Origin of the sequence: Nostoc sp. (genome assembly GCF_036917395.1) — a bacterium.
Classification (GTDB): Bacteria; Cyanobacteriota; Cyanobacteriia; order Cyanobacteriales; family Nostocaceae; genus Nostoc.
Window position 1 is genome coordinate 69799 of sequence record NZ_JBALDI010000002.1, and the last position, 19106, is coordinate 88904.

General features: G+C 42.5%; 17 protein-coding genes and 1 pseudogene. 6 read left to right on the forward strand and 12 right to left on the reverse strand.

Annotated elements, in window-relative coordinates:
• Positions 1-264: 264 nt before the first annotated feature.
• Both tpiA and folP read left to right on the forward strand, forming a co-directional pair.
• Complete coding sequence (gene tpiA / locus V7K46_RS00460; RefSeq protein ID WP_335110289.1) at positions 265-996, forward strand: triose-phosphate isomerase; 732 nt, start codon at positions 265-267, stop codon at positions 994-996.
• A gap of 49 nt (positions 997-1045) precedes the next feature.
• Complete coding sequence (gene folP / locus V7K46_RS00465; RefSeq protein ID WP_335110038.1) at positions 1046-1906, forward strand: dihydropteroate synthase; 861 nt, start codon at positions 1046-1048, stop codon at positions 1904-1906.
• Here folP and V7K46_RS00470 read toward each other — a convergent pair.
• From V7K46_RS00470 to psbH, 4 genes are all read right to left on the reverse strand, one after another.
• Entirely contained in the window at positions 1903-2745 is an 843-nt protein-coding gene (locus V7K46_RS00470; protein ID WP_335110040.1) for an SPFH domain-containing protein, read from the reverse strand. The genes folP and V7K46_RS00470 overlap by 4 nt on opposite strands.
• Positions 2746-3096: 351 nt before the next feature.
• Complete coding sequence (gene pth / locus V7K46_RS00475; RefSeq protein ID WP_335110042.1) at positions 3097-3738, reverse strand: aminoacyl-tRNA hydrolase; 642 nt, start codon at positions 3736-3738, stop codon at positions 3097-3099.
• Between the two features lie 391 nt (positions 3739-4129).
• Entirely contained in the window at positions 4130-4402 is a 273-nt protein-coding gene (locus tag V7K46_RS00480) for a TatA/E family twin arginine-targeting protein translocase (protein WP_334725456.1), read from the reverse strand.
• Between the two features lie 139 nt (positions 4403-4541).
• Positions 4542-4745, reverse strand: coding sequence for a photosystem II reaction center phosphoprotein PsbH (gene psbH / locus V7K46_RS00485; protein ID WP_335110045.1), 204 nt, complete (start codon positions 4743-4745; stop codon positions 4542-4544).
• Between the two features lie 85 nt (positions 4746-4830).
• Between psbH and psbN the strand changes: the two genes are divergently transcribed.
• Positions 4831-4962, forward strand: coding sequence for a photosystem II reaction center protein PsbN (psbN, locus tag V7K46_RS00490; protein WP_335028454.1), 132 nt, complete (start codon positions 4831-4833; stop codon positions 4960-4962).
• A gap of 113 nt (positions 4963-5075) precedes the next feature.
• Here psbN and V7K46_RS00495 read toward each other — a convergent pair whose 3' ends face one another.
• Positions 5076-8372, reverse strand: a complete 3297-nt coding sequence (locus tag V7K46_RS00495; RefSeq protein WP_335110047.1) for an alpha-mannosidase — start codon at positions 8370-8372, stop codon at positions 5076-5078.
• Positions 8373-8459: 87 nt separating this feature from the next.
• Here V7K46_RS00495 and V7K46_RS00500 point away from each other — a divergent pair, with 87 nt between their 5' ends.
• Positions 8460-10214: a hypothetical protein gene (locus tag V7K46_RS00500; RefSeq protein ID WP_335110049.1), complete on the forward strand. Its 1755-nt coding sequence runs from the start codon at positions 8460-8462 to the stop codon at positions 10212-10214.
• A 247-nt stretch (positions 10215-10461) separates the two neighbouring features.
• On the opposite strand, the gene V7K46_RS00505 is transcribed toward V7K46_RS00500, so the two are convergent.
• The 3 genes from V7K46_RS00505 to mnmE all read right to left on the reverse strand — a co-directional run bounded on the left by V7K46_RS00505 (position 10462) and on the right by mnmE (position 13130).
• Positions 10462-10812 carry a hypothetical protein gene (locus tag V7K46_RS00505; protein ID WP_335110051.1) on the reverse strand — a complete coding sequence of 117 codons (351 nt, stop codon included), beginning with the start codon at positions 10810-10812 and terminating at the stop codon, positions 10462-10464.
• 50 nt (positions 10813-10862) lie between these two features.
• Positions 10863-11633 carry an SDR family NAD(P)-dependent oxidoreductase gene (locus V7K46_RS00510; RefSeq protein WP_335110053.1) on the reverse strand — a complete coding sequence of 257 codons (771 nt, stop codon included), beginning with the start codon at positions 11631-11633 and terminating at the stop codon, positions 10863-10865.
• Positions 11634-11735: 102 nt separating this feature from the next.
• A complete protein-coding gene (gene mnmE / locus V7K46_RS00515; RefSeq protein ID WP_335110055.1) occupies positions 11736-13130 on the reverse strand; it encodes a tRNA uridine-5-carboxymethylaminomethyl(34) synthesis GTPase MnmE in 1395 nt (464 codons plus the stop codon).
• Positions 13131-13417: 287 nt separating this feature from the next.
• On the opposite strand from mnmE, the gene V7K46_RS00520 reads away from it, so the two are divergent.
• Positions 13418-13618, forward strand: a complete 201-nt coding sequence (locus V7K46_RS00520; RefSeq protein WP_298917741.1) for a hypothetical protein — start codon at positions 13418-13420, stop codon at positions 13616-13618.
• Between the two features lie 38 nt (positions 13619-13656).
• On the opposite strand, the pseudogene V7K46_RS00525 reads toward V7K46_RS00520, so the two are convergent.
• A pseudogene (locus tag V7K46_RS00525) lies at positions 13657-13740 on the reverse strand (Uma2 family endonuclease); the annotation flags it as partial.
• A gap of 538 nt (positions 13741-14278) precedes the next feature.
• Here V7K46_RS00525 and V7K46_RS00530 point away from each other — a divergent pair.
• Entirely contained in the window at positions 14279-14470 is a 192-nt protein-coding gene (locus V7K46_RS00530; protein WP_335110058.1) for a hypothetical protein, read from the forward strand.
• Positions 14471-14942: 472 nt separating this feature from the next.
• Here the strand turns inward: V7K46_RS00530 and V7K46_RS00535 are convergent, their stop codons facing one another.
• The 3 genes from V7K46_RS00535 to V7K46_RS00545 form a co-directional block, all read right to left on the reverse strand.
• Positions 14943-16571: a mucoidy inhibitor MuiA family protein gene (locus V7K46_RS00535; RefSeq protein ID WP_335110060.1), complete on the reverse strand. Its 1629-nt coding sequence runs from the start codon at positions 16569-16571 to the stop codon at positions 14943-14945.
• A gap of 509 nt (positions 16572-17080) precedes the next feature.
• Complete coding sequence (locus V7K46_RS00540; RefSeq protein ID WP_335110062.1) at positions 17081-18022, reverse strand: LysR family transcriptional regulator; 942 nt, start codon at positions 18020-18022, stop codon at positions 17081-17083.
• 253 nt (positions 18023-18275) lie between these two features.
• Positions 18276-19064, reverse strand: coding sequence for a BMC domain-containing protein (locus V7K46_RS00545; protein WP_335110064.1), 789 nt, complete (start codon positions 19062-19064; stop codon positions 18276-18278).
• Between the last annotated feature and the right edge of the window lie 42 nt (positions 19065-19106).

Genomic DNA, 19106 nt, shown 5'->3' on the forward strand with positions numbered 1-19106 from the left:
GTATCAAAGACTCGTCGGCGAGTATTACAAGACTCATTAACAGAGTTCAAAGACTCGTCAGCGAGTATCAAAGACTCATTCACGAGTATCAAAGACTCGTCGGCGAGTATTAAAGACTCATTAACAGAGTTCAAAGACTCGTCAGCGAGTATTAAAGACTCATCCCCTATTCCCAATGCCCAACTAGTGGACTAATGGCTAACAAAAAGTCATAAACTGAAAAATGCATCTAAATAACTCGTTAGGATCTTGACTAAATTACCTGTGCGGAAAATCGTTATTGCCGGCAACTGGAAAATGTTCAAAACCCAGGCAGAGACCCAGGAGTTTTTACAAGGATTTCTGCCCTACTTAGACGAAAGCCCCGAAGGGCGAGAAGTGATATTGTGCCCTCCTTTCACTGATTTAAGCCTTTTGTCCCAGAGTTTGCACGGTAGCCTCATCCACCTGGGGGCACAAAATGTCCATTGGGAAGAATATGCAGCCTATACAGGCGAGATTTCTGGCCCAATGCTCACAGAAATTGGTGTGCGCTTTGTGATTGTCGGTCATAGTGAACGAAGGCAATACTTTGGCGAAACGGATGCAACCGTTAATCTGCGCGTCCGAGCTGCTCAAAGGTTTGGTTTGACCCCAATTTTATGTGTTGGCGAAACTAAACAACAACGAGATGCGGGAGAAGCTGAATCAGTGATTACTCTCCAACTCGACAAAGGCTTGCTAGATATTGATCAGAATAATTTGGTGATTGCCTACGAACCTATTTGGGCGATCGGTACTGGTGATACCTGTGAAGCAACGGAGGCGAATCGGATAATTAGCTTAATTCGGAGCAAGTTGAGTAATCCAAATGTATCAATTCAATATGGCGGTTCAGTCAAGCCAAATAATATTGATGAAATCATGGCTCAACCAGAAATTGATGGTGTTTTAGTGGGAGGAGCAAGTCTAGAACCTGAGAGTTTCGCTCGGATTGTGAATTTTCAGTCAGTGTAATGTGCCTTCTCGTTCCCATGCTCTGCATGGGAATGCCTAATGTAGATTTATGCCAAGCAACTTGATAATTCGAGAACGCTGTTTTGAGTGGGGACAGCGGACTTATTTGATGGGCATTTTGAATGTGACGCCTGATAGCTTTAGCGATGGGGGTGAGTTTAACACTACCTCTGCTGCTTTAGTACAGGCGCAAGCACTGGTAGCTGCTGGTGTTGACATTATCGATGTGGGCGGTCAATCAACTCGACCAGGGGCAAAGCAAATATCTCTGGCACAGGAACTTGACCGAGTAGTATCGGTGTTACAGGTGCTAAGACCAGAAATTTCAGTCCCGATTTCTGTAGATACAACTCGTGCTGCTGTAGCTAGGGCATCTGTAGAAGCTGGAGCGGATATTATTAATGATATTTCTGGCGGCACTTTTGACTCAGAAATGTTGCCAACAGTGGCAGAGTTAGGTGTGCCGATAATTTTAATGCACATCCGGGGAACGCCACAGACAATGCAACAACAGACTGATTATCAAGATTTGCTGGCAGAGATTTATAGTTTTTTGGCTCGGCAAATTGGGGTAGCAACTGCTGCGGGCATTGAGCGGGATAAAATTATTATTGATCCTGGTATTGGCTTTGCTAAGAACTATGAGCAAAATTTAGAAATTTTTCGCCGCTTGCGATCGCTCATACCACTCAACTGTCCTATCTTGGTAGGAGCATCTCGCAAAAGTTTCATTGGTCGCATTTTAAATCAACCAAATCCAAAAGCGCGAGTTTGGGGAACGGCAGCAGCTTGTTGTGCTGCTATTTTTAATGGCGCTGATATTCTGCGAGTTCACGATGTTCAAGAAATGCGCGAGGTTTCATTAGTAGCCGATGCCCTATTGAGACAAGCCGTACAGCGTGACTGTTAGGTATTACCGTTTTCGTGTTTTTTGCCGTTACCTTCTTGAGTTAACGACTCGTTGATCAACTCATGAAACATTTCAGTTGAGTTGGCTGGATCTACAAAGACAATTTTGGCATTATTGCTCTCACCAAGTTTTTGGCTAGCATCTACGTAATCTTGAGCCACAAGATACCGCAGAATATCCCTACTATCTGGATTGGAACGTAGAGCTTGAGAAATGATTTGCACTGAAGCCATAGTTCCTTCTGCTTTTTTAATGGCAGCTTCCTTTTCCCCTTCTGCTTCAGTAATCAGCGCCCGTTTTTTGATTACAGCGGCTTGCTCCTCTTCCCTCGACTTTCGTACACTCTCAGGTAGTGTAATACTCTGAAGGTCTAACCGGAGAATATCAATTCCCCAATCTACCGTTATATTATTCAACTGGTCTAAGAGGGCTGTGTCCATCTCCGCCCTGGAGACATTGGTCTGTTCTAAGGTGTTTTGGGCAATGATTTCCCGAAGCGTGGTTGTAGTTACCTGTGTCAGTGCCCCTTGCAGATCCTCAATAGCATAAAAGCTTTTCTCAATATCTCTAATGCGCCAATAGACAATAGCATCCACTTCCACGTAAATATTATCTTGGGTGATCACATTCTGAGGTTTGATGTCTAAAAACTGCTCTCGTGTAGTATCTTCCATCACAACCTGATCTACCAAAGGAACAATAAAGTTCAGCCCAGGTTTAAGTTTCCGATGATACCGCCCCAGGCGTTCGACTAGGGCTTCATTACCTTGATTAATCAGTTTTGCAGAACCTAAGGCATAACCTATAAGCACTAAAACTATAAAAATGATTGGCTCCATACATACTCCTATTCAGCTTTTGGGAGAATTTAGTTTGTGTCAAAGATATGCTAATAGCTTGTCATATCTTTGAGTTTAATGTTTTGAGTCTGTAATTTTATCAACACTAGCAGCGATGTCTGATGTCGAGTCGCTGCACGGCTTGTACATATTCTGTAAGTACGAGAGTTTCGCAGAATGCGTAGAAGCTCTGCTTCTTGTCGTCAGACATCGCTATTAAAGCACCTTGATCACACGCTGGCAAGGACTACTTTATCTAATCAACATTATTTGTACTGATATCTTCAGACAGTTAAGTTGACACCAATGAGCTTTTTCTGTGCCCCTACCAAAGGTAGTATTCATCCACCCCTAAGACTCAGAATTATTAATGGTGCGGCTATTGCAAAGATTCATCGCCTTTTCTACTCCCTGCTTGAGGCTTAGTTCAATACACTCAACCACGAACTGAAGTACAAGAGACATTTGCTGATTTTCGGCTGCGGAAAATCGCCCCAACACATGGGAGATAGCATCAGAATCATCGTTATTAGCTGCACCTTTCGGTTTACCAATACCGATTCGCAAACGGGGAAAGTTTTGGGTACTAAGATGCGCGATCGCACTTTTCATGCCATTATGTCCCCCAGCTGAACCAGACAACCGCAGGCGAGTTTTCCCCAAGGGCAAATCCATATCGTCATAAATCACTAGCACTAACTCAGGAGGCAATTTATACCAACTTGTCACCGCTTGTATTGCTTGTCCTGAGCGATTCATATAAGTTAACGGCTTTAGCAAGCGAATCTTACCTCCACTTGGGGCCATACCTTCGCCATACTCACCCTGAAACTTGCGGTTTTCTGCTAAGGGAATGCGCCAAGAACGGGAGAGAGTTTCTAGAGCAGCAAAGCCGATATTATGGCGGGTTTGGTCGTATTTAGCTTCTGGATTCCCCAACCCGACAATTAGCTGGGGAATCACCAAAGCTGGTTGCGTAACAGCTTCTGTCATTTTGCCTACAGTCGATCAATTTTAGATTTTAGATTTGCGCTAGCGTAGCGTAAAGCCTTCTCTTCTCCCTACAGCCCTTCTCAAGACAGGAGACGCTACGCGTACCTTGCTTTCACGTTCGCGGAGCGTCTCGTAGAGAAGTGCTACGGGCATCCTACGACAGGCGCTAGCTTCTCCCAAAGGGAGAAGGGGAAATGCACTCGCGTTTGAGAGGCTTCGCTTAGAGCGAGTCTCTGAGCGTCTTTTGGATTGAAACAAACCACAAGGGTATAGGGCTTGTGATTTGAGATTGACGATTTTGATTTGTTCTGTCCACCAGAGACGTTGCTGTGAACCGCAAAACAATCTAACATCCAAAATCCGAAATCCAAAATTGGTATAGTGCAATCTCCTAGCTAAGTTGGGAAGAACTAGTAGTATCCTGCTCAGATTTAGCAGGATGGATTTGCTTAGGTTCCAATTCAGCAGTAGTCTTTACAGTTTCTTCTAACTGTTCTGCTTCTTTTTGAAACTCGTTTTGAAAATCCTTGGAAGCTTCTTGAAAACTACGAATTGTTTTGCCCACACTCCGACCAATTTCTGGCAGCTTCTTTGGGCCAAAGATTAACAATGCCACTACCATAATTACAGCCATTTCCGGCAGACCGATACCAAATATATTCATTTTTGTCTCCTGTAAACTATAGAAACTCACATATTATGTAGTCTACTCAATAGTTAGTGTGAACTGAGCGTTGACAAAAAAACCCGGAGGAACCGGGTGTAACTTAACTTGTTATCCAAACTTGATAGCTATATATTCGTTAGCGTCCTAAAGTCCGCCAATCGACAAGTACATCCTGAACCAACAGTGATTTATTGTAAAGTTGCAGAATAATTAGCAGAAACACGAAAAATAGCGCCATAAAAACAGCCATCACAGGGGTAGTACCCCAACCTGGAGCCACTTTCCCATACTCAGAGTTCAGTGGTTTCAGGATATCTCCCAACCTAGTCCTTTGTGCCATAGTTCACCTAAGATTACTTGCCAAAGCTTTTTTTAATCTTCTGTAATATTCTATAAGAATAGCACTCATAATCTATCCCTCAATTATGGAACCCGCAATAGTTCTTAGTATTTCTGTGGCTGCCGTGGTGATTGTCATCACCGGACTGTCGATTTATACCTCCTTTGGTCCTCCTAGCAAGCAATTGAACGATCCGTTTGATGATCACGAAGATTAAAAGAGTTAGGAGTCAATGCTAGTAAAGCTTGGCAAAAATTCAGCTTAAGACAAGGGGCAAAATCCCCTTGTTAAAGGTAGGCAAACTGACGCCCCAATGTTATTAGTGAGTCATCAAAGCCTGGGATTAATCGCTGGTATCACCTTGAAACTGGCGATTTTCCAAGGCTGTATCGTCAAGATTTGTTGCTGAGATGAGAATTCAGTAGTAGAGGAACGCTCTAACAAATCTACTGTATCTTCTAGATTTAACCCTAAATCACTTTGCAAAGATAACTCGGCTGTTTCTCCGTGACATTCATAACACCGCAGAATTAACTGCTGTGGATCATCCTCAGATGGCTTTAAGGCCATTAAGATTAAATTTTCAGCTGATAAATCTAGAAACTTCATCCCCAACCCCTCTTTGCTAGCAAAGAGGGGAGAATTTTTATGTGGGTTTTGATTAACGGGATTCAGTAGCACTTGCAACGGTATATTCAATTCATAGCCATGCCGTACCGTATGGGCTGATTCCCAGCTACCAACATGAGGATACAAGGCATAGGTAAATTCATGCCAACCTCTATCAGCCTCTGAGTCCGGCCAATTAGGACTGCGTAGAAGTGTCAAGCGGAGTTGATTTGTTTTGCTGTCGTAACCGTATTTACAATCATTCAGTAAACTAACTCCGTAAATACCCTCATGTGTTTCTGCTGTTAAATCAGCCCAACGCAAAGCGGGAACTTCCCATTTTGCTTGTTCTGCGGGGGTTTTTGGTTTAGTTGGGCGGCGAATCGCGCCACAGGGAATTTCATAGGTAGCAAAGTCTGCTTCAACATTCAGAGGAAAAGCAGCTTTTACCAATACATGATTTTCTTGCCAATTGACAGTAGTAGTTATGTTCAGCAGAGGTGAACCAGCTTGCAGAATATAATCTTGGCAAAATTCTGATTCACCCAACTGACGCACCACGCGCACACGACTTTGCACTGGGCCTTGTTCTAGGCACTGAATAGATTGAAGATTTGTTGAAGGTAAGGGATGCTGGGCATAATTGGGGTCTATATTCCAAGCATCCCAATATTGATCACTATCTTTAAAAGCTTGTAATTGATTCCCTGCCCCACTCAAAACTTCTCGTTGATAAGTTTTATCAAAAACACTTGATAAATCTCCGGTATCAGGATCAATGACAACTCGCAGGAATTCATTTTCTAAAATCCAGTCTGGGAGGAGTGGGGGGGATGGGAGAGATGTAGCTTTAGCTTCCCGCAGGGTGGGGGATGAGGGGGAAAGCCAAAATATGCGGTAGCTAACAGGTGGAATTTCGGTGGCGAGAAATAGTAGGGTTGATGGTTCAGATAATTGGGAGACGAGTTGCTTTCCAGAAGGATCGTAAATCTGCCATTCTTGGGTAGCTGTTGCTGGTGTGGGTAAGGGTACAGAGACTACCTCAGAACGCTGCCAATTGAGAGAATTGAAAACGAAAATAGGCAAACTATCAGATTTTGGTGGTTCTGATAGGGTAATGTGAGATGCGATCGCTAAGAGTGATTTATCTAATATCTTCGTTCCCACTTGTTCCACTTGTTGCCACTGGGGCAACGCATCCAGATAAACTTGGGTAATTGAAGAACCAGGTAAAATATCGTGAAACTGCTGAAATAACACCAGTTTCCAAGCTGCTTCGATTTCTGCTTTGGGATATGTCACACCACAGCATACAGTTGCCAAGGTAGCAAATAGTTCAGCTTGATACAATAAATTTTCACAACGACGATTCCAACGTTTTTGATCTGCGTGGGTAGTGTAGCAACCGCGATGGAATTCGAGGTATAGTTCGTCATTCCAAGTGGGGAAGGAAGGGGAAGCAGGGGAAGCAGGGGGGGATGGGGGAGAATTATAACTACTGACTACTGACTCCTGCTTTTTGCCTTCTTTACTGATTTGCTGTAAATACTTTTCAGCCGTCGTAAATTCTAAGTCTGGGAACAAAGGTGACTTTTGCCAGCGTTGGGCGGTTTCTAACATATCACGGGTGGGGCCGCCGCCGTGGTCGCCGACACCGACAAGCCAGAGGGATTCTGGTAAACCAGTTTGGGCTTGCCATTCAAGAGCATAGGATGCCATTTTAACTGGGTTAATGCTTTCACCGATAAGTGCAGACATCAAACTAAAGACTTCGCTCCCGTCAGGCGATCGCCACCAAAAAGCCCCATAATCAAACTTAGTAGTATCATTCCACCGCAACTTCTGCGTGACAAAATACTCAATTCCGGCATTAGCGAAAAACTGCGGTAAAGTTGCACAGAAACCAAAACTATCTGGAACCCAAACTATAGTTGAAAGCTTACCGAATTTTTCTTGGATGTAACGCTGACCATACAATAGCTGACGGACTATTGATTCACCAGCAATCAGGTTGAGTTCCGGTTCCACCCACATTCCGCCAACAACTTCCCAATGTCCAGCGGCTACCTGTGCTTGAATTGCCTCAAATAAATCTGGGCGATGTTCCTCAATCCAAGCATAAAGTGCGGGAGTCGAATGACAGAAAATTAATTCAGGAAAATCTTCTTGCAACTTCAAAGCCGACTCAAAGGTGTTTTGCGCCACATTCCAAGTTTCACTCACAGGCCATAGCCATGCTAAATCTAAATGAGCATGACCCAACAATAAAATTTTAGATTTTTGATCCCGCCAATCCCACTTTTGAAGTGGGGGTAAAATGTCGGATTGAATTAAATTTTGGCGTAGGGACAAAAACGATTTTACCAATCCCTTCTCTTCCTCCGTGTCCTCCGCGCCTCTGCGGTTCGTAACCTCCCCCACCATCGCCGCCAAAACATCCAACTTTTCCGGCGCAAACTTTTCCAAATAAAGCTGCACCACAGCTAACTCATCAGCCACAAAACCCGGATCAGGATTATTATCATCAATAGACTCATAAACTAGGAGCGATCGCACTAAAGCACCATCATTATGTCCCGGACTCACTAACCGCAAAGCGACAATAAACTCTTCCCCTGGCGTCACCCCTTGACTAATAAGCACTCTAGGCGAACAATCAAATAAATCACCCTCCAGCACTAACTCCCCATTCACATAAATCTCAGCAGAATCTGCCCACCAAACCAGCGCCAGTCGCAAAGATAACCCAGCTAAGGGATAGCCCTGTAAATCATGGGGTACTACCAATCTTTGCACTAGCCATAGCACTTTTTTTCCGCCTGTCCAAGCGATATGTTCTTGAGCATTCAACTGAACAGGTTGCCAATGAGACAAATCAGCAGCTACAACATTAGTAATAATCAGGTTAGATTCCTGATATAGCCAAGTAGACTGAAGATTAACTTGACAAAAAGAGCGCAGTTGCTCAATTGCTTGTGAGATTAATTTGGTATCAGATTGAGAGACATTTGAGGTCATATTTTCGCTAAGATGAGGTGTTGGTCGTTTTTATTGTTTGGCGCGAGTCTCACAACTTAACAAGACTTGAACTAAAAAATTACTACTATGTCTTCTGGTTCCTCTGGGCGTTATCAAAGCAAACTATTTAACTTTGTCCACAAGCAATCTCGGCGGGTGACAGAACAGTGGGAACACACCTTCCGGCATTTGCAAGTTGCCACTAAGTGGGGTGTGGAAGTACTACTTTACCCAGTGTATCTACTGTTTCATTCATCTGAATCATCTGGAAAAACACTACATACCAAAGAACCCCAAACTAGACTAAAGTTACAACCAAATGATACCGATTTACAGCCCGAAATGCCAAATGTTGATAGCCCTATTCAACATGTACTAGAAACTGTCCATTATCTATCAGATGATCAACCCGCCTCTACTCCGGCAAAAACAGTTGAACCTTTTAATCCCTTAGCTTTCTTGGGAGTTTTTCGGCTGAAATTCGTTGATAATAACTCGACAAATAATGCAAATCTTATTCAATCATTAAATATTACAGAGAATAAAGCTGAAATTCTGAACCCTTCACAACGAGAGAATGCTCTCAAGCAGCATCTTCCAGTAGTGCGCGGAATTGCTACAGATTTGATGAATCGGAATTTAGTACTTGTTACTGCCGATAATGAAATTTTAGACATTTTAACACCTCAACAGCAGGCAAAATTAGAAGACAGAATTATTAACGAAGTTGCTAATTACTGGCAGTCTTCTCTACGAAAACTTTCTCTGCGAGACGCTCCGCGAACGGCAAGCTCAGGGCATCGCGTAGCGCGTTCGCGTAGCCTTCCGTTGGCGCAGCCTCTCGTAGAGAAGGAAAGGCGGTTGAGCGACGCTAGAAAAGAAACGGAGTTAATACCACAAATTGACCGTTTATTAGCAAAACTCACTGATGGAAATACAGGCAATATTCCAGTTTTAGCTGAGGAGATACCAAAAGAGTTACCCAATACAGATAGATTATTAGCATTTCTAGATATAGCCGTTGCTAAGTTAGAGTCAAATGCTTTAGTACCTGTGCAAGAACGTAGCCAGGAAATTGTCCAAGTTGCCCAAACTCAGTTAAACATATTTCTTTATGGTAAAGAGCAATTAGCTGGTAGGGGAGAAGTTGCACCTAATGCTGATGCTTTGGAGACTTCTACACTGAATATTCATGCTTTGATTGAAGGGGCACTTAATTACTTTTTTGATGTTGGTACTAGAAAAACACTTGAGTCAACAACTAATCATGAGAGATTGCCCGGTAAAATATTACCATCACGCTTTAAAAAGGCTTTATCTAAAAGCCGTCAGTTGGAAAAACAGGATTTAACAGATGATCCTTGGTTAACATGGAATGATTTATTTGGTGATACTGAAACAGTTGCTGATAAGCCAGTTACACTTTCTCAAAAGACAAATCCTGCTTTAGCCCCAAATTTATCAGTAGAGCATTTTCCACAAAATAATTTGAGTGTAAAGCAACCTCAAGTCGGATCTGGCTTGGTGCGAAGGAAACAACCAACTAATGTTCTTGCTGCAAGTCGAAAAACATCTGGAAAAGTCGCCTCTGCAACACAAACAGAAACCCGCATTTCCCAAACTAAAAGCGATCGTAAAGGGGAAATTTTGCAACAGCAATTTCACCAAAGCAGTCAAGTTGAGGCACAGCCAGACTGGATAGAAACCAAAGCAACTTCAACAGGCTATGAGAAGCACCCCTTAGAACAACTTCTAGAATGGGTTGATTATGTTATGCTCTGGCTAGAAGAAAGATTTGTAAATATTTTTGAGTCGTTACGGCAGCTATGGCAGAGGAAATAAGCAGATATTAATAATCTTTTTCCTTGTGCGCTTTCTCCCAGAAACTTAACTCAACGTTGCACATTGAAAAATAACAATTACAGTGTTATTGGATCAACAGACTTGGAAGATACAGAGTATAAAGTTTAAGTTTACACTAGTGACAGCGGTGCACCCCTACAATCAATTCATTTGTTGCAAAGATTTTTGGAAATAGGAGCAATTTTTGCGATCAGGCAAAAAAAGGTGTGCATCATCCAAGTTTGCTCTATGTCCATCCTTGTAAATTGACGAAGGTATTGTTATCTGAAAAATATGTTGCTGAGGATTGAGAATTATTTTCAACCAAAATAGGCTCTCCCTTTACTCCTCCACGGGTAAGAGTACAAATCTTATAAAGGTTTTCACACTCAAAGATTGCCAAAACTAGCGCTTTCCCAGTTTGGTAAGAAGATGGTAAAGGTTTCCCTACCTCGCATTCCATATCAATTTCCTTGTCACGCCACTGTAACTTCCAGATGCGTTTTTCGGTTATTGGTGCTTTGACTGACTGAGCGATCGCACTATATACCTGCTCTGCTTTAATATCATCCTTAGCTGCTGGTACAAAAAACTTCATAGGCTGAGGTTACAAGTAACGTGAGTTTCACTAGCACCAGCGTAACGCAGTTACCAAGGTAATCTGCTCCCATTCCATGAGAAAAACTGTCCACTATCGCCTTCTTGAAGCTGTTCGATCACAGCCAATAATTGGGTAACAGTACGTTCTACTGAAAATAATTGTTCCGCAGGTACATTTCTCTGGAAAGGACGGGAAAGACACGTATCAGTTGTACCAGGATGTAATGTCACTATTAATGCTTTAGGACAACTTCTTTTATACTCAATTGCCGCAGTTCGCATCAACATATTGAGTGCTGCTTTAGAAGCGCGATAGCCATACCATCCACCAAGTTGGTTATCGCCAATACTGCCCAATTTAGCAGAAATAGTGGCTAACACACTGCGTTCTCCGTGACGAAACAGAGGCAATAGATGTTTAGCCAGCAAGACAGCACCAATACTATTTATCTGAAAGTAGCGCAGCAAATTTTCTGAATTGATCTGTCTTAAACTTTTTTCAGGTTGCAAATTATCTTCATGCAGCAATCCTACACAGTTGACTACAAAATGCAGTTTGTCAACTTGGGTATGTATTTTTTGAATAGCTTCAACAATCTGTAACTCGTCAGTAATATCCATCTTTAGACAAATTAATCGCTGAGAATGTTCGCCTGCAAGAGCTATTAAATCGCCGGCTGATTCCGGTTGACGATAAGTTGCATAAACTTTGGCTATTCTATCATCTTCTAGCAATTTTTTTATAAAACCCAAACCAATACCTCGGTTGGCTCCCACAATCAATGCATAGACAGGATTAATTTCATCGATAAAAGACATATTGAATTTATGATTTAACAATAGGAAAAATTATGAGCAATGTTGGGTTGCGCTTCCCTTAAACCAACCTACGCAGATTAGCTAAATTAGAGCATTTATGGTTTACTTACCAATACAAAACTTGCTAAAGATTCTATCTAAAACTGATTCTGTAACTTCTTCTCCGGTAATTTCTCCTAGTGCTTGAATCGCACCCCGTAAGTCAATTGTCCAGAAATCAAGAGGTAACTGCTGGGTAATTGTTGCTTGTACTTGTTCCAAGGAAATTTTAGCTTTAATTAAGGCTGCTGCTTGCCTTTGATTAATGGCTAAATCCATATCAGCAGCTTGGACTTTTCCTATTTTAACTATCTCTAAAATTGCTGTTTCTAAAGTATCAATTCCTTGATTGTTGGCTGCTGCTGTAACAATTTTAGATTTTGGACTTTGGATTTGGGATTGAAGAGTTTTCCTTTCAGTTTCTTCTACTAAATCGATTTTGTTAATAACTAAAATCAACGGACGGTGTTGTACCTGTTCGTAAATTTCTCGATCGCCTTCCGTCCACCCATCTGAAGCATCGATGGTAAGCAAGACTAAATCAGCTGCATTGGCGGCACGACGCGATCGCTCGACACCAATTTTTTCTACTTGGTCTGTTGTTTCTCGAATCCCCGCTGTATCTAGCACTTGTATAGGAATTCCTCCGACAACTAACTGAGATTCCACCACATCGCGGGTTGTACCGGGTAAATCAGTTACAATGGCGCGATCGCACTGGCTCCAAGCATTCAATAAGCTGGACTTACCCACATTCGGACGCCCAACAATTGCCACTTTTAAACCTGTGCGTAGCAACTCACCTTTGTCTTTCGTTTCCAATAATCTAGTTATTTCTGCGGCAATTTTCTCGATTTCTGATATTATTACTTTATCATCCAGCGGAGTCAGGTCTTCCTCAAAATCGATTCGAGCTTCGATTTCTGCCAAAATATCCAAACAGTTAGCGCGTAACTGCCGGATCGGATGAGCTAATTTTCCCTGTAAACCAGCTAAGGCAGTTTGGGCAGCTTGAGGCGATCGCGCCCCCACTAAGTCAGCAATACCTTCGGCTTGCGTCAAATCCAATCGTCCATTCAAAAAGGCGCGGAGAGTAAATTCTCCCGGTTGGGCTAGTCTAGCGCCATTTTCCAAACACAGTTGCAATACCTGCTGCACTGCCATTATTCCCCCGTGGCAATGGAATTCCACCACATCTTCACGGGTGTAAGAACGGGGTGCTTTCATAATCAGCAATAAGCCTTCATCCACCAGTTGTTGCGTCTGGGGATGGCGAATGTAACCGTAGAGAATCCGGTGAGTTTCCCAAACTTGCCGTCCTGGTGAATGAAAGAGAGTTTGGGCTAGAGCCATTGCTTGGGAACCGGATACCCGCACAATACCAACGCTACCCTGTTGGGGGACAACAGCTGTAGCGATCGCAGCGATAGTTCCAGTAGTGGCAAAAACTTCTGACATGAGCGCCCTTTATGAGAGTTAGGAGTAGAGACGCGATTAATCGCGTCTATTAGGAGTAGAGACGCGATTAATCGCGTCTGTCTGTACAGAAGTTAGGAGTAAAAATCATAACTCATAACTTATAACTCATAACTTTCTAAATGGTAGGTATTTAGACTAATTAGATGGCAGCTGTCAAGGTAAAATTTACCTGAAGGGTAATGCCTGATAGTAAAGAGTGAGAAGTTAGGGGTGAAAATCATAACTCACAACTTATAACTCATAACTTTTAGAGAGAGGAATTTACTGTGGAGCAAAAAATTAACTGCGCCCAAGCTTGTGTTAACGGCTGTGTTTTAGGGGATAAATGCCCCAATATCGAGTTTAGAGAGGCCGCTGCAAAATTTCTTCAAGAGACTCCCTTAGACAAAATGTTGGAGTTGGCACAAGAACGTCTGCGAAAAAAAATGACAGAACCGCCAAAATGGGTTTTTCCTGAAGATCCATAGCATTCGCGCCAACAGGCACAAGCAAGACAGCGTAAAGGTTAAATAGTATCTGGATCTATATTTAATTCTCGCAGTTTTGCCGCCAAGCGATCGCTGCGTTGCTTTTCTTGTTCAGCCTGTTGTGCAATCTTCTTCCGGCGTCGAGTTTAATGCCCTACTTAATGTACATACTAGATACGTTAGAAAAGCTGTATGAAAATCCAACTGAGGAGATTTGGGAAACTAAAAACTTTCGCTGCCTTGAGATTGCGCCTGAAAACTATCTTCTGACATACACCTTGATTCACAAAGAGCGAATAACTCGTCGCTCGACAATTTGGCGAAGAAGCAAACTAAGTTGGAAAATTGTCTACCACTAAGGTACTGTCGTTTAAGAGTTCACCTTTGTCTCTATTCAAGTTTGCCTAATTTTCATCGCACTCGATGAGAAAATTTTGTAAAGGCGATCGCTTACAATTATAAGATAGTTCGTCATTGCGTTAGCGCAGCCTTCCCGTAGGGTACGAAGTGTTGGCGGTAGCGTCTGGTAGAGTTGCAATCGCAAAGACTGAGATTCCTACGCCTCACTTCCTGCCGCTGGCAATGACATCTTACATTTAATTGTGTCTACTTACTTATCTGATGATTAGAGAGTATAAGTTACCACAATAGGAGAATTTAATGTCTAACCCAGATGAGCTGATGAAAGTGCGCTCAACCGAACTTACCGATGAGAAGCTAGCTCAAGGTATACCTCTTACTGTACAGAGGCTAGAGGAAATAGATAACAAAGTAGTCGCTGAGTTTGAACCTGATTATGTAGAGGAAAACCCAGACGAAATCCTCCCTTTACCGTCAGACACAGTGGAATAAGAAATCATCGGCAAGTTAGCGCCAACTTAGCAAGGGAGTGACGCTCCAAAGTGAGGTGTTAAAAATTAGGGGTATAAATCACCTATTTAATACTGCGATCCTAGTGAGATAGCTATTTTTATTGAGAATCTAGCTATGGGTTTGTGAGAATTCAAACCCGATGTCACAAAATCGCGTTGCTCCCCTGCTACCCTACTTATTGAGCCGATACAGAATTTCTATAATTAGATTGGGTCATGAACCTATCCCACTAATAATATTTGTGCTAAAAAGCTTAAGCTTATTGACAACTGAAAATGAAAAATCAAAGTTTTCAAGCACATTTTACGAAAAGAAGTAGGGATTTTTAGAATAGTGGGATAGGTTCATGGAAGAACGAACCACAGAGACACAGAGTACACGGAGGAATGAGAGTTTGAGAGGTTTTTTGCGTAAGTCCTAGTGAAATTAAAATCATTGTTAGTGATGTTGTTTAAATATCTAACCCAACCACAGTTAATTCAGGTGGATGTTCAACATTAAACTGGTAATATATCTCTCGTCGCTCCTGTGGTGGAAAAGTTAACCGCCATTCTAAAATTCCCATTTCACCAAGTTGAATTTGCGGGTTGCTGCGGCTGAGGCGTACTTTAATTTGCTCGTCGCGACTAACTGGTAACTGTTCAGTTACTTTCAGATTTACTTCTTTGTCTAGTAAGTTAGTAATTATCAACCGATAACTATAAGTAATCCGGCGCTGGTTGCTAATTAATCTTTTGTCTACCAGACGTTCAACTAAGTCGCGCTCAATTTTTAAACCTTCATCAATCCCTAAGTTCAGTTTAAACTCTTGCCCTGGTGCAATATTCTCTAACTGAGTTGTCCCAATAAAAACATTGTCGCGGAAAATATTCGCTTTACCTGGTAACAAAGTCGCACCATTGGGACTATTTTTCACATTAGCTTGCAGATAAGCAAAACTTACCAAGCGCGGCATTGCTATATAATCGAAGCTACAAGAATAATCATCATTGAAAATTGTAGTTTTATGGGGTGCGCCATCACTGGGAATGTTACCACCACCATTCAGTTTAAAGGTAACTACACTCCCTTCTTTGGATACTTGTGCTGCAACAGTTTCTGCTGGGATAAGACTATCCTCTGCAACTTCGTCTTCTTCTTGCCAATCTGCTCTGGCAGCAGCAGCAGGCGGCTCTGCTATGCTAGGTAGCAGTGGTGGCTGGGCAGCAAATCGTTGTCGCACTCTATGAAGACGTAGGGTATCAATATACCAAGGTTCAAGTTTGGGCGGGAGTGTACCTAATCCCGGTTTAGCAGTAGAAAGGGTGAGATTTGCACCAATCCAATCTTCGCCACTACTTTGAGTGATTTCTGCAAGGTAGCTCAGATGCACAATATCACTGGTAGTACTAAAGCGCAAGTCATAAAGCGGAGTCCAACTAGCGCGATTCACTAAGTATGATAGCTCTAATTCAAATTCGCCTTCACCCGCAACTTCAATTGCCACAACTAAGTTAAAACTCTCTTTGGGATGGGGTGTTTGGATTTTTTGCAATGAGGTGAGGAGTGCTTGCAATTGTTTGTCTAATTCTTGCTGTTGGGTTTTGCACTCCCCAGATGCGATCGCATATTCACTATACTGGCTTCCAAGGAAGTTCAAAAAATCCAAAGTTTCGCTAAGGCTAATATTTTTTCGGGATAAACTCTGTGCAAAGGGTTCCTCTGTTTTTTCACGTAAGCCAGCGATAAAACTAGACTGCAATGCTAAAGCATCGACTTGGGCTTGCAGGTGGCGTTTTTCTGCTTCTAACTGCTGAATTTGCCTTGTCAAATGTGCTACTCGTTCTGCTACAGGTTCAGTGGTGTAAATGCGATCGCAACTCACTCCAAGCATTCGCACCCTTACTGTGCCTGTACCGCTAACCCTAACAGACTCAGTTTCTAGAGTCTCTGGCACTGGGGTAATTACTAATTGCTGTTCAATTCCTGTTAAATATACTACACCCCGCCGTGTAACCAATGCTCTGTCAGCATACACTGTAACAGCTACAATCTCGCTTTGTACTGTTTTGCACCAAGACGGTATTTCCGGGTTAACCACTGTTAGTTTTCCCCCATTTTTAATTGATTCTGCTGGTTAATTGTCAATGTTTCCCGGTCTAACCGTCAACCCCTTTAGGGAATCCAAATAAAAAATATCTAACTACTTTTTGTAGGGTGGGCGTCTCGTTATTGGTGTCAAGTTAACGTGAAAGCCCAGCCAGATAAAAGAGTGAAAATTTTTCGATTTACCACCTAGATTTTCGATTTACCCTAACCTACGCTAGTCGTGGGGAGCCAATGCAGTCTTCTCCCTACAGCCCTTCTCAAGACGGGAGACGCTAGGCGTAGCTTGCTTCCACGTTCGCAAAGCGTCCCGTAGATAAGTAGTACGGGCATCCTACGGCAGGCGCTGGCTCGCTTTTTAAGGGGGTTAAGGGATCTAAAAGGATGGGAAATGAGTGTTTGATCTGAAGTTGACACCAATGGCATCTCACTTACCTTTAGCCAAAGGCCGACAAAATGCCCACCCGACAAGATTGGATAATTTATTTGTTGAAATCCCTTAGTTTACCGATGAATTGGTTCAAGTGCACTAGAAGAAGTCACAGCGTTTTGCTCTACAAAATTCTTTGCCGCAGCCAGTAGATACTCATAATAGGCACGAGCCACGATAGATAGCTGCTTGCCACCTGGGTAAACCATGTACCAATTTCGCTGAATGGGAAAGTGTTGTACATCTAAAATGCTAAACTCTGAGGCGTCTAATAGTAAGGTATGACGGGATAAAACCGAAATTCCTAAACCACCTGCGATCGCTTGTTTAATTGCTTCGTTACTTCCCAATTCCAGCTTGACTTTTACTGTAACGCTTTCTTCTTCAAATAGGCTTTGGACAGCGCGACGAGTTCCTGAACCTGGTTCGCGCATAATAAAAGGTTCGTTAGATAGGCGTTGGATCGGAATATTTTTTTCCTTGGATAACGGATGATTAACTGGTGCAAAGACTATCAAAGGGTTTTCTAAAAATGCTTCGCAATTCACATCCATATTGTCTGGAACTTGGCTCATAATATATAAGTCATCCAGATTATTACTCATCCGTTCCAAGATTTGCTCGTGATTCGTTACTTGCAGCGAGATATCAATCCCTGGATAAAGTTCGCAAAACGGCCCTAACAAACGTGGGATAAAATATTTTGCTGTTGTAATCACTGCCAAGCGTAATTGTCCCTGTTTTAGCCCTTTTAAATCTGCTACCTTCATTTCAAACTGGGCTATATTTTCAAAAATCTGCCGACAAGTGGCAAATAATTCCCGTCCTGCCTCGGTGAGATACAACCGCTTACCTACCTGCTCAAATAATGGCAACCCTACCGATTTTGTGAGTTGCTTGATCTGCATAGAAACGGTAGGTTGGGTGAGAAACAATTCCTCCGCAGCGCGAGTAAAGCTACTGTGCCGTGCCGCCGCCTCGAATACCTTTAGCTGGTGCAGCGTCGCTTGCTTCAAGGGTGATTCTCCTATATATAGCGATTAATAGATATAAAACTAGTATTGCTGAACGCTGGCAAATGATATAGTGATGCTCACAGAAAGTTACGAGTTTTATTCATAGATAAAACTCTATCCTTTCTATTAAAATAAAGGTATTCTATTTATGGATTTAAGAAGCTATTATCAGAACAGCAAAAGCGTAAGATGCCTTCCCTGTAAATGATGAATGTTGAATGATAAATGAGGATTTTCCAAAATTCATCTATCATCATTCATCATTCCATAATTCTTCTGTAACTTTTGTAGGTAGCTTGGTTAAGTCCGGTAATCTTAGTACCTCAATTTCAGCAACTTGTTCTTTAATATTCACTGGTAAGTTTAACGGTTGGCGTTCTTCTATCCAGCAGCTTGCTAATGGCAAGGTTTGCTCCATTTCGTCTAGGGGTCGGGGAATTACCATCACTGCATTCAATTCCCCAATGCGTTCTGCCTCAAACATTCCGGCTTCCACAGCTACCGCCACATTTGCTACGGAACCACGAATAATGGCTGTACACAAACCCGCACCAATTTTTTCATAGGCTGCTAAATGAACATCAGCAGCTTTGAGCATCGCATCACACGCTCCTACCATCGCTGGAAATCCTCGCGTTTCTACCAAACCAATTGCTTGGTTACTCAGACGGCTGTAATTACCCTCCTCCATCAATTTAGTGAAACGGGTTGTGATTGGAAGTACTATATCTAAATTGGGATAAGGTCGAGGAATCACTAAGCTAGAAATCAACTGACCAAACTGTTCAGCCGTTTGGACACCGGATTCTACGGCAAGACGCACGTCAGCAATTCCACCCCGCACGATCGCAGTACAATGACCACTACCAGTTTTTTCATACCCAATTAGATGAACTCCCGCAGATTTCAGCATCATATCTGCTGTACCAACTATCGCCGGAAAGCTGCGGGTAGAAACTAAACCCAAAGCAGTATCCTGATAGGTTTCTTGACTACTTGCTCCCTGGATGGTACGAATAGACCGTTGATTATATGTTTCCATGTGAATTCTCCAAAATAGGGAAAAAGCCGACAACTTACAATT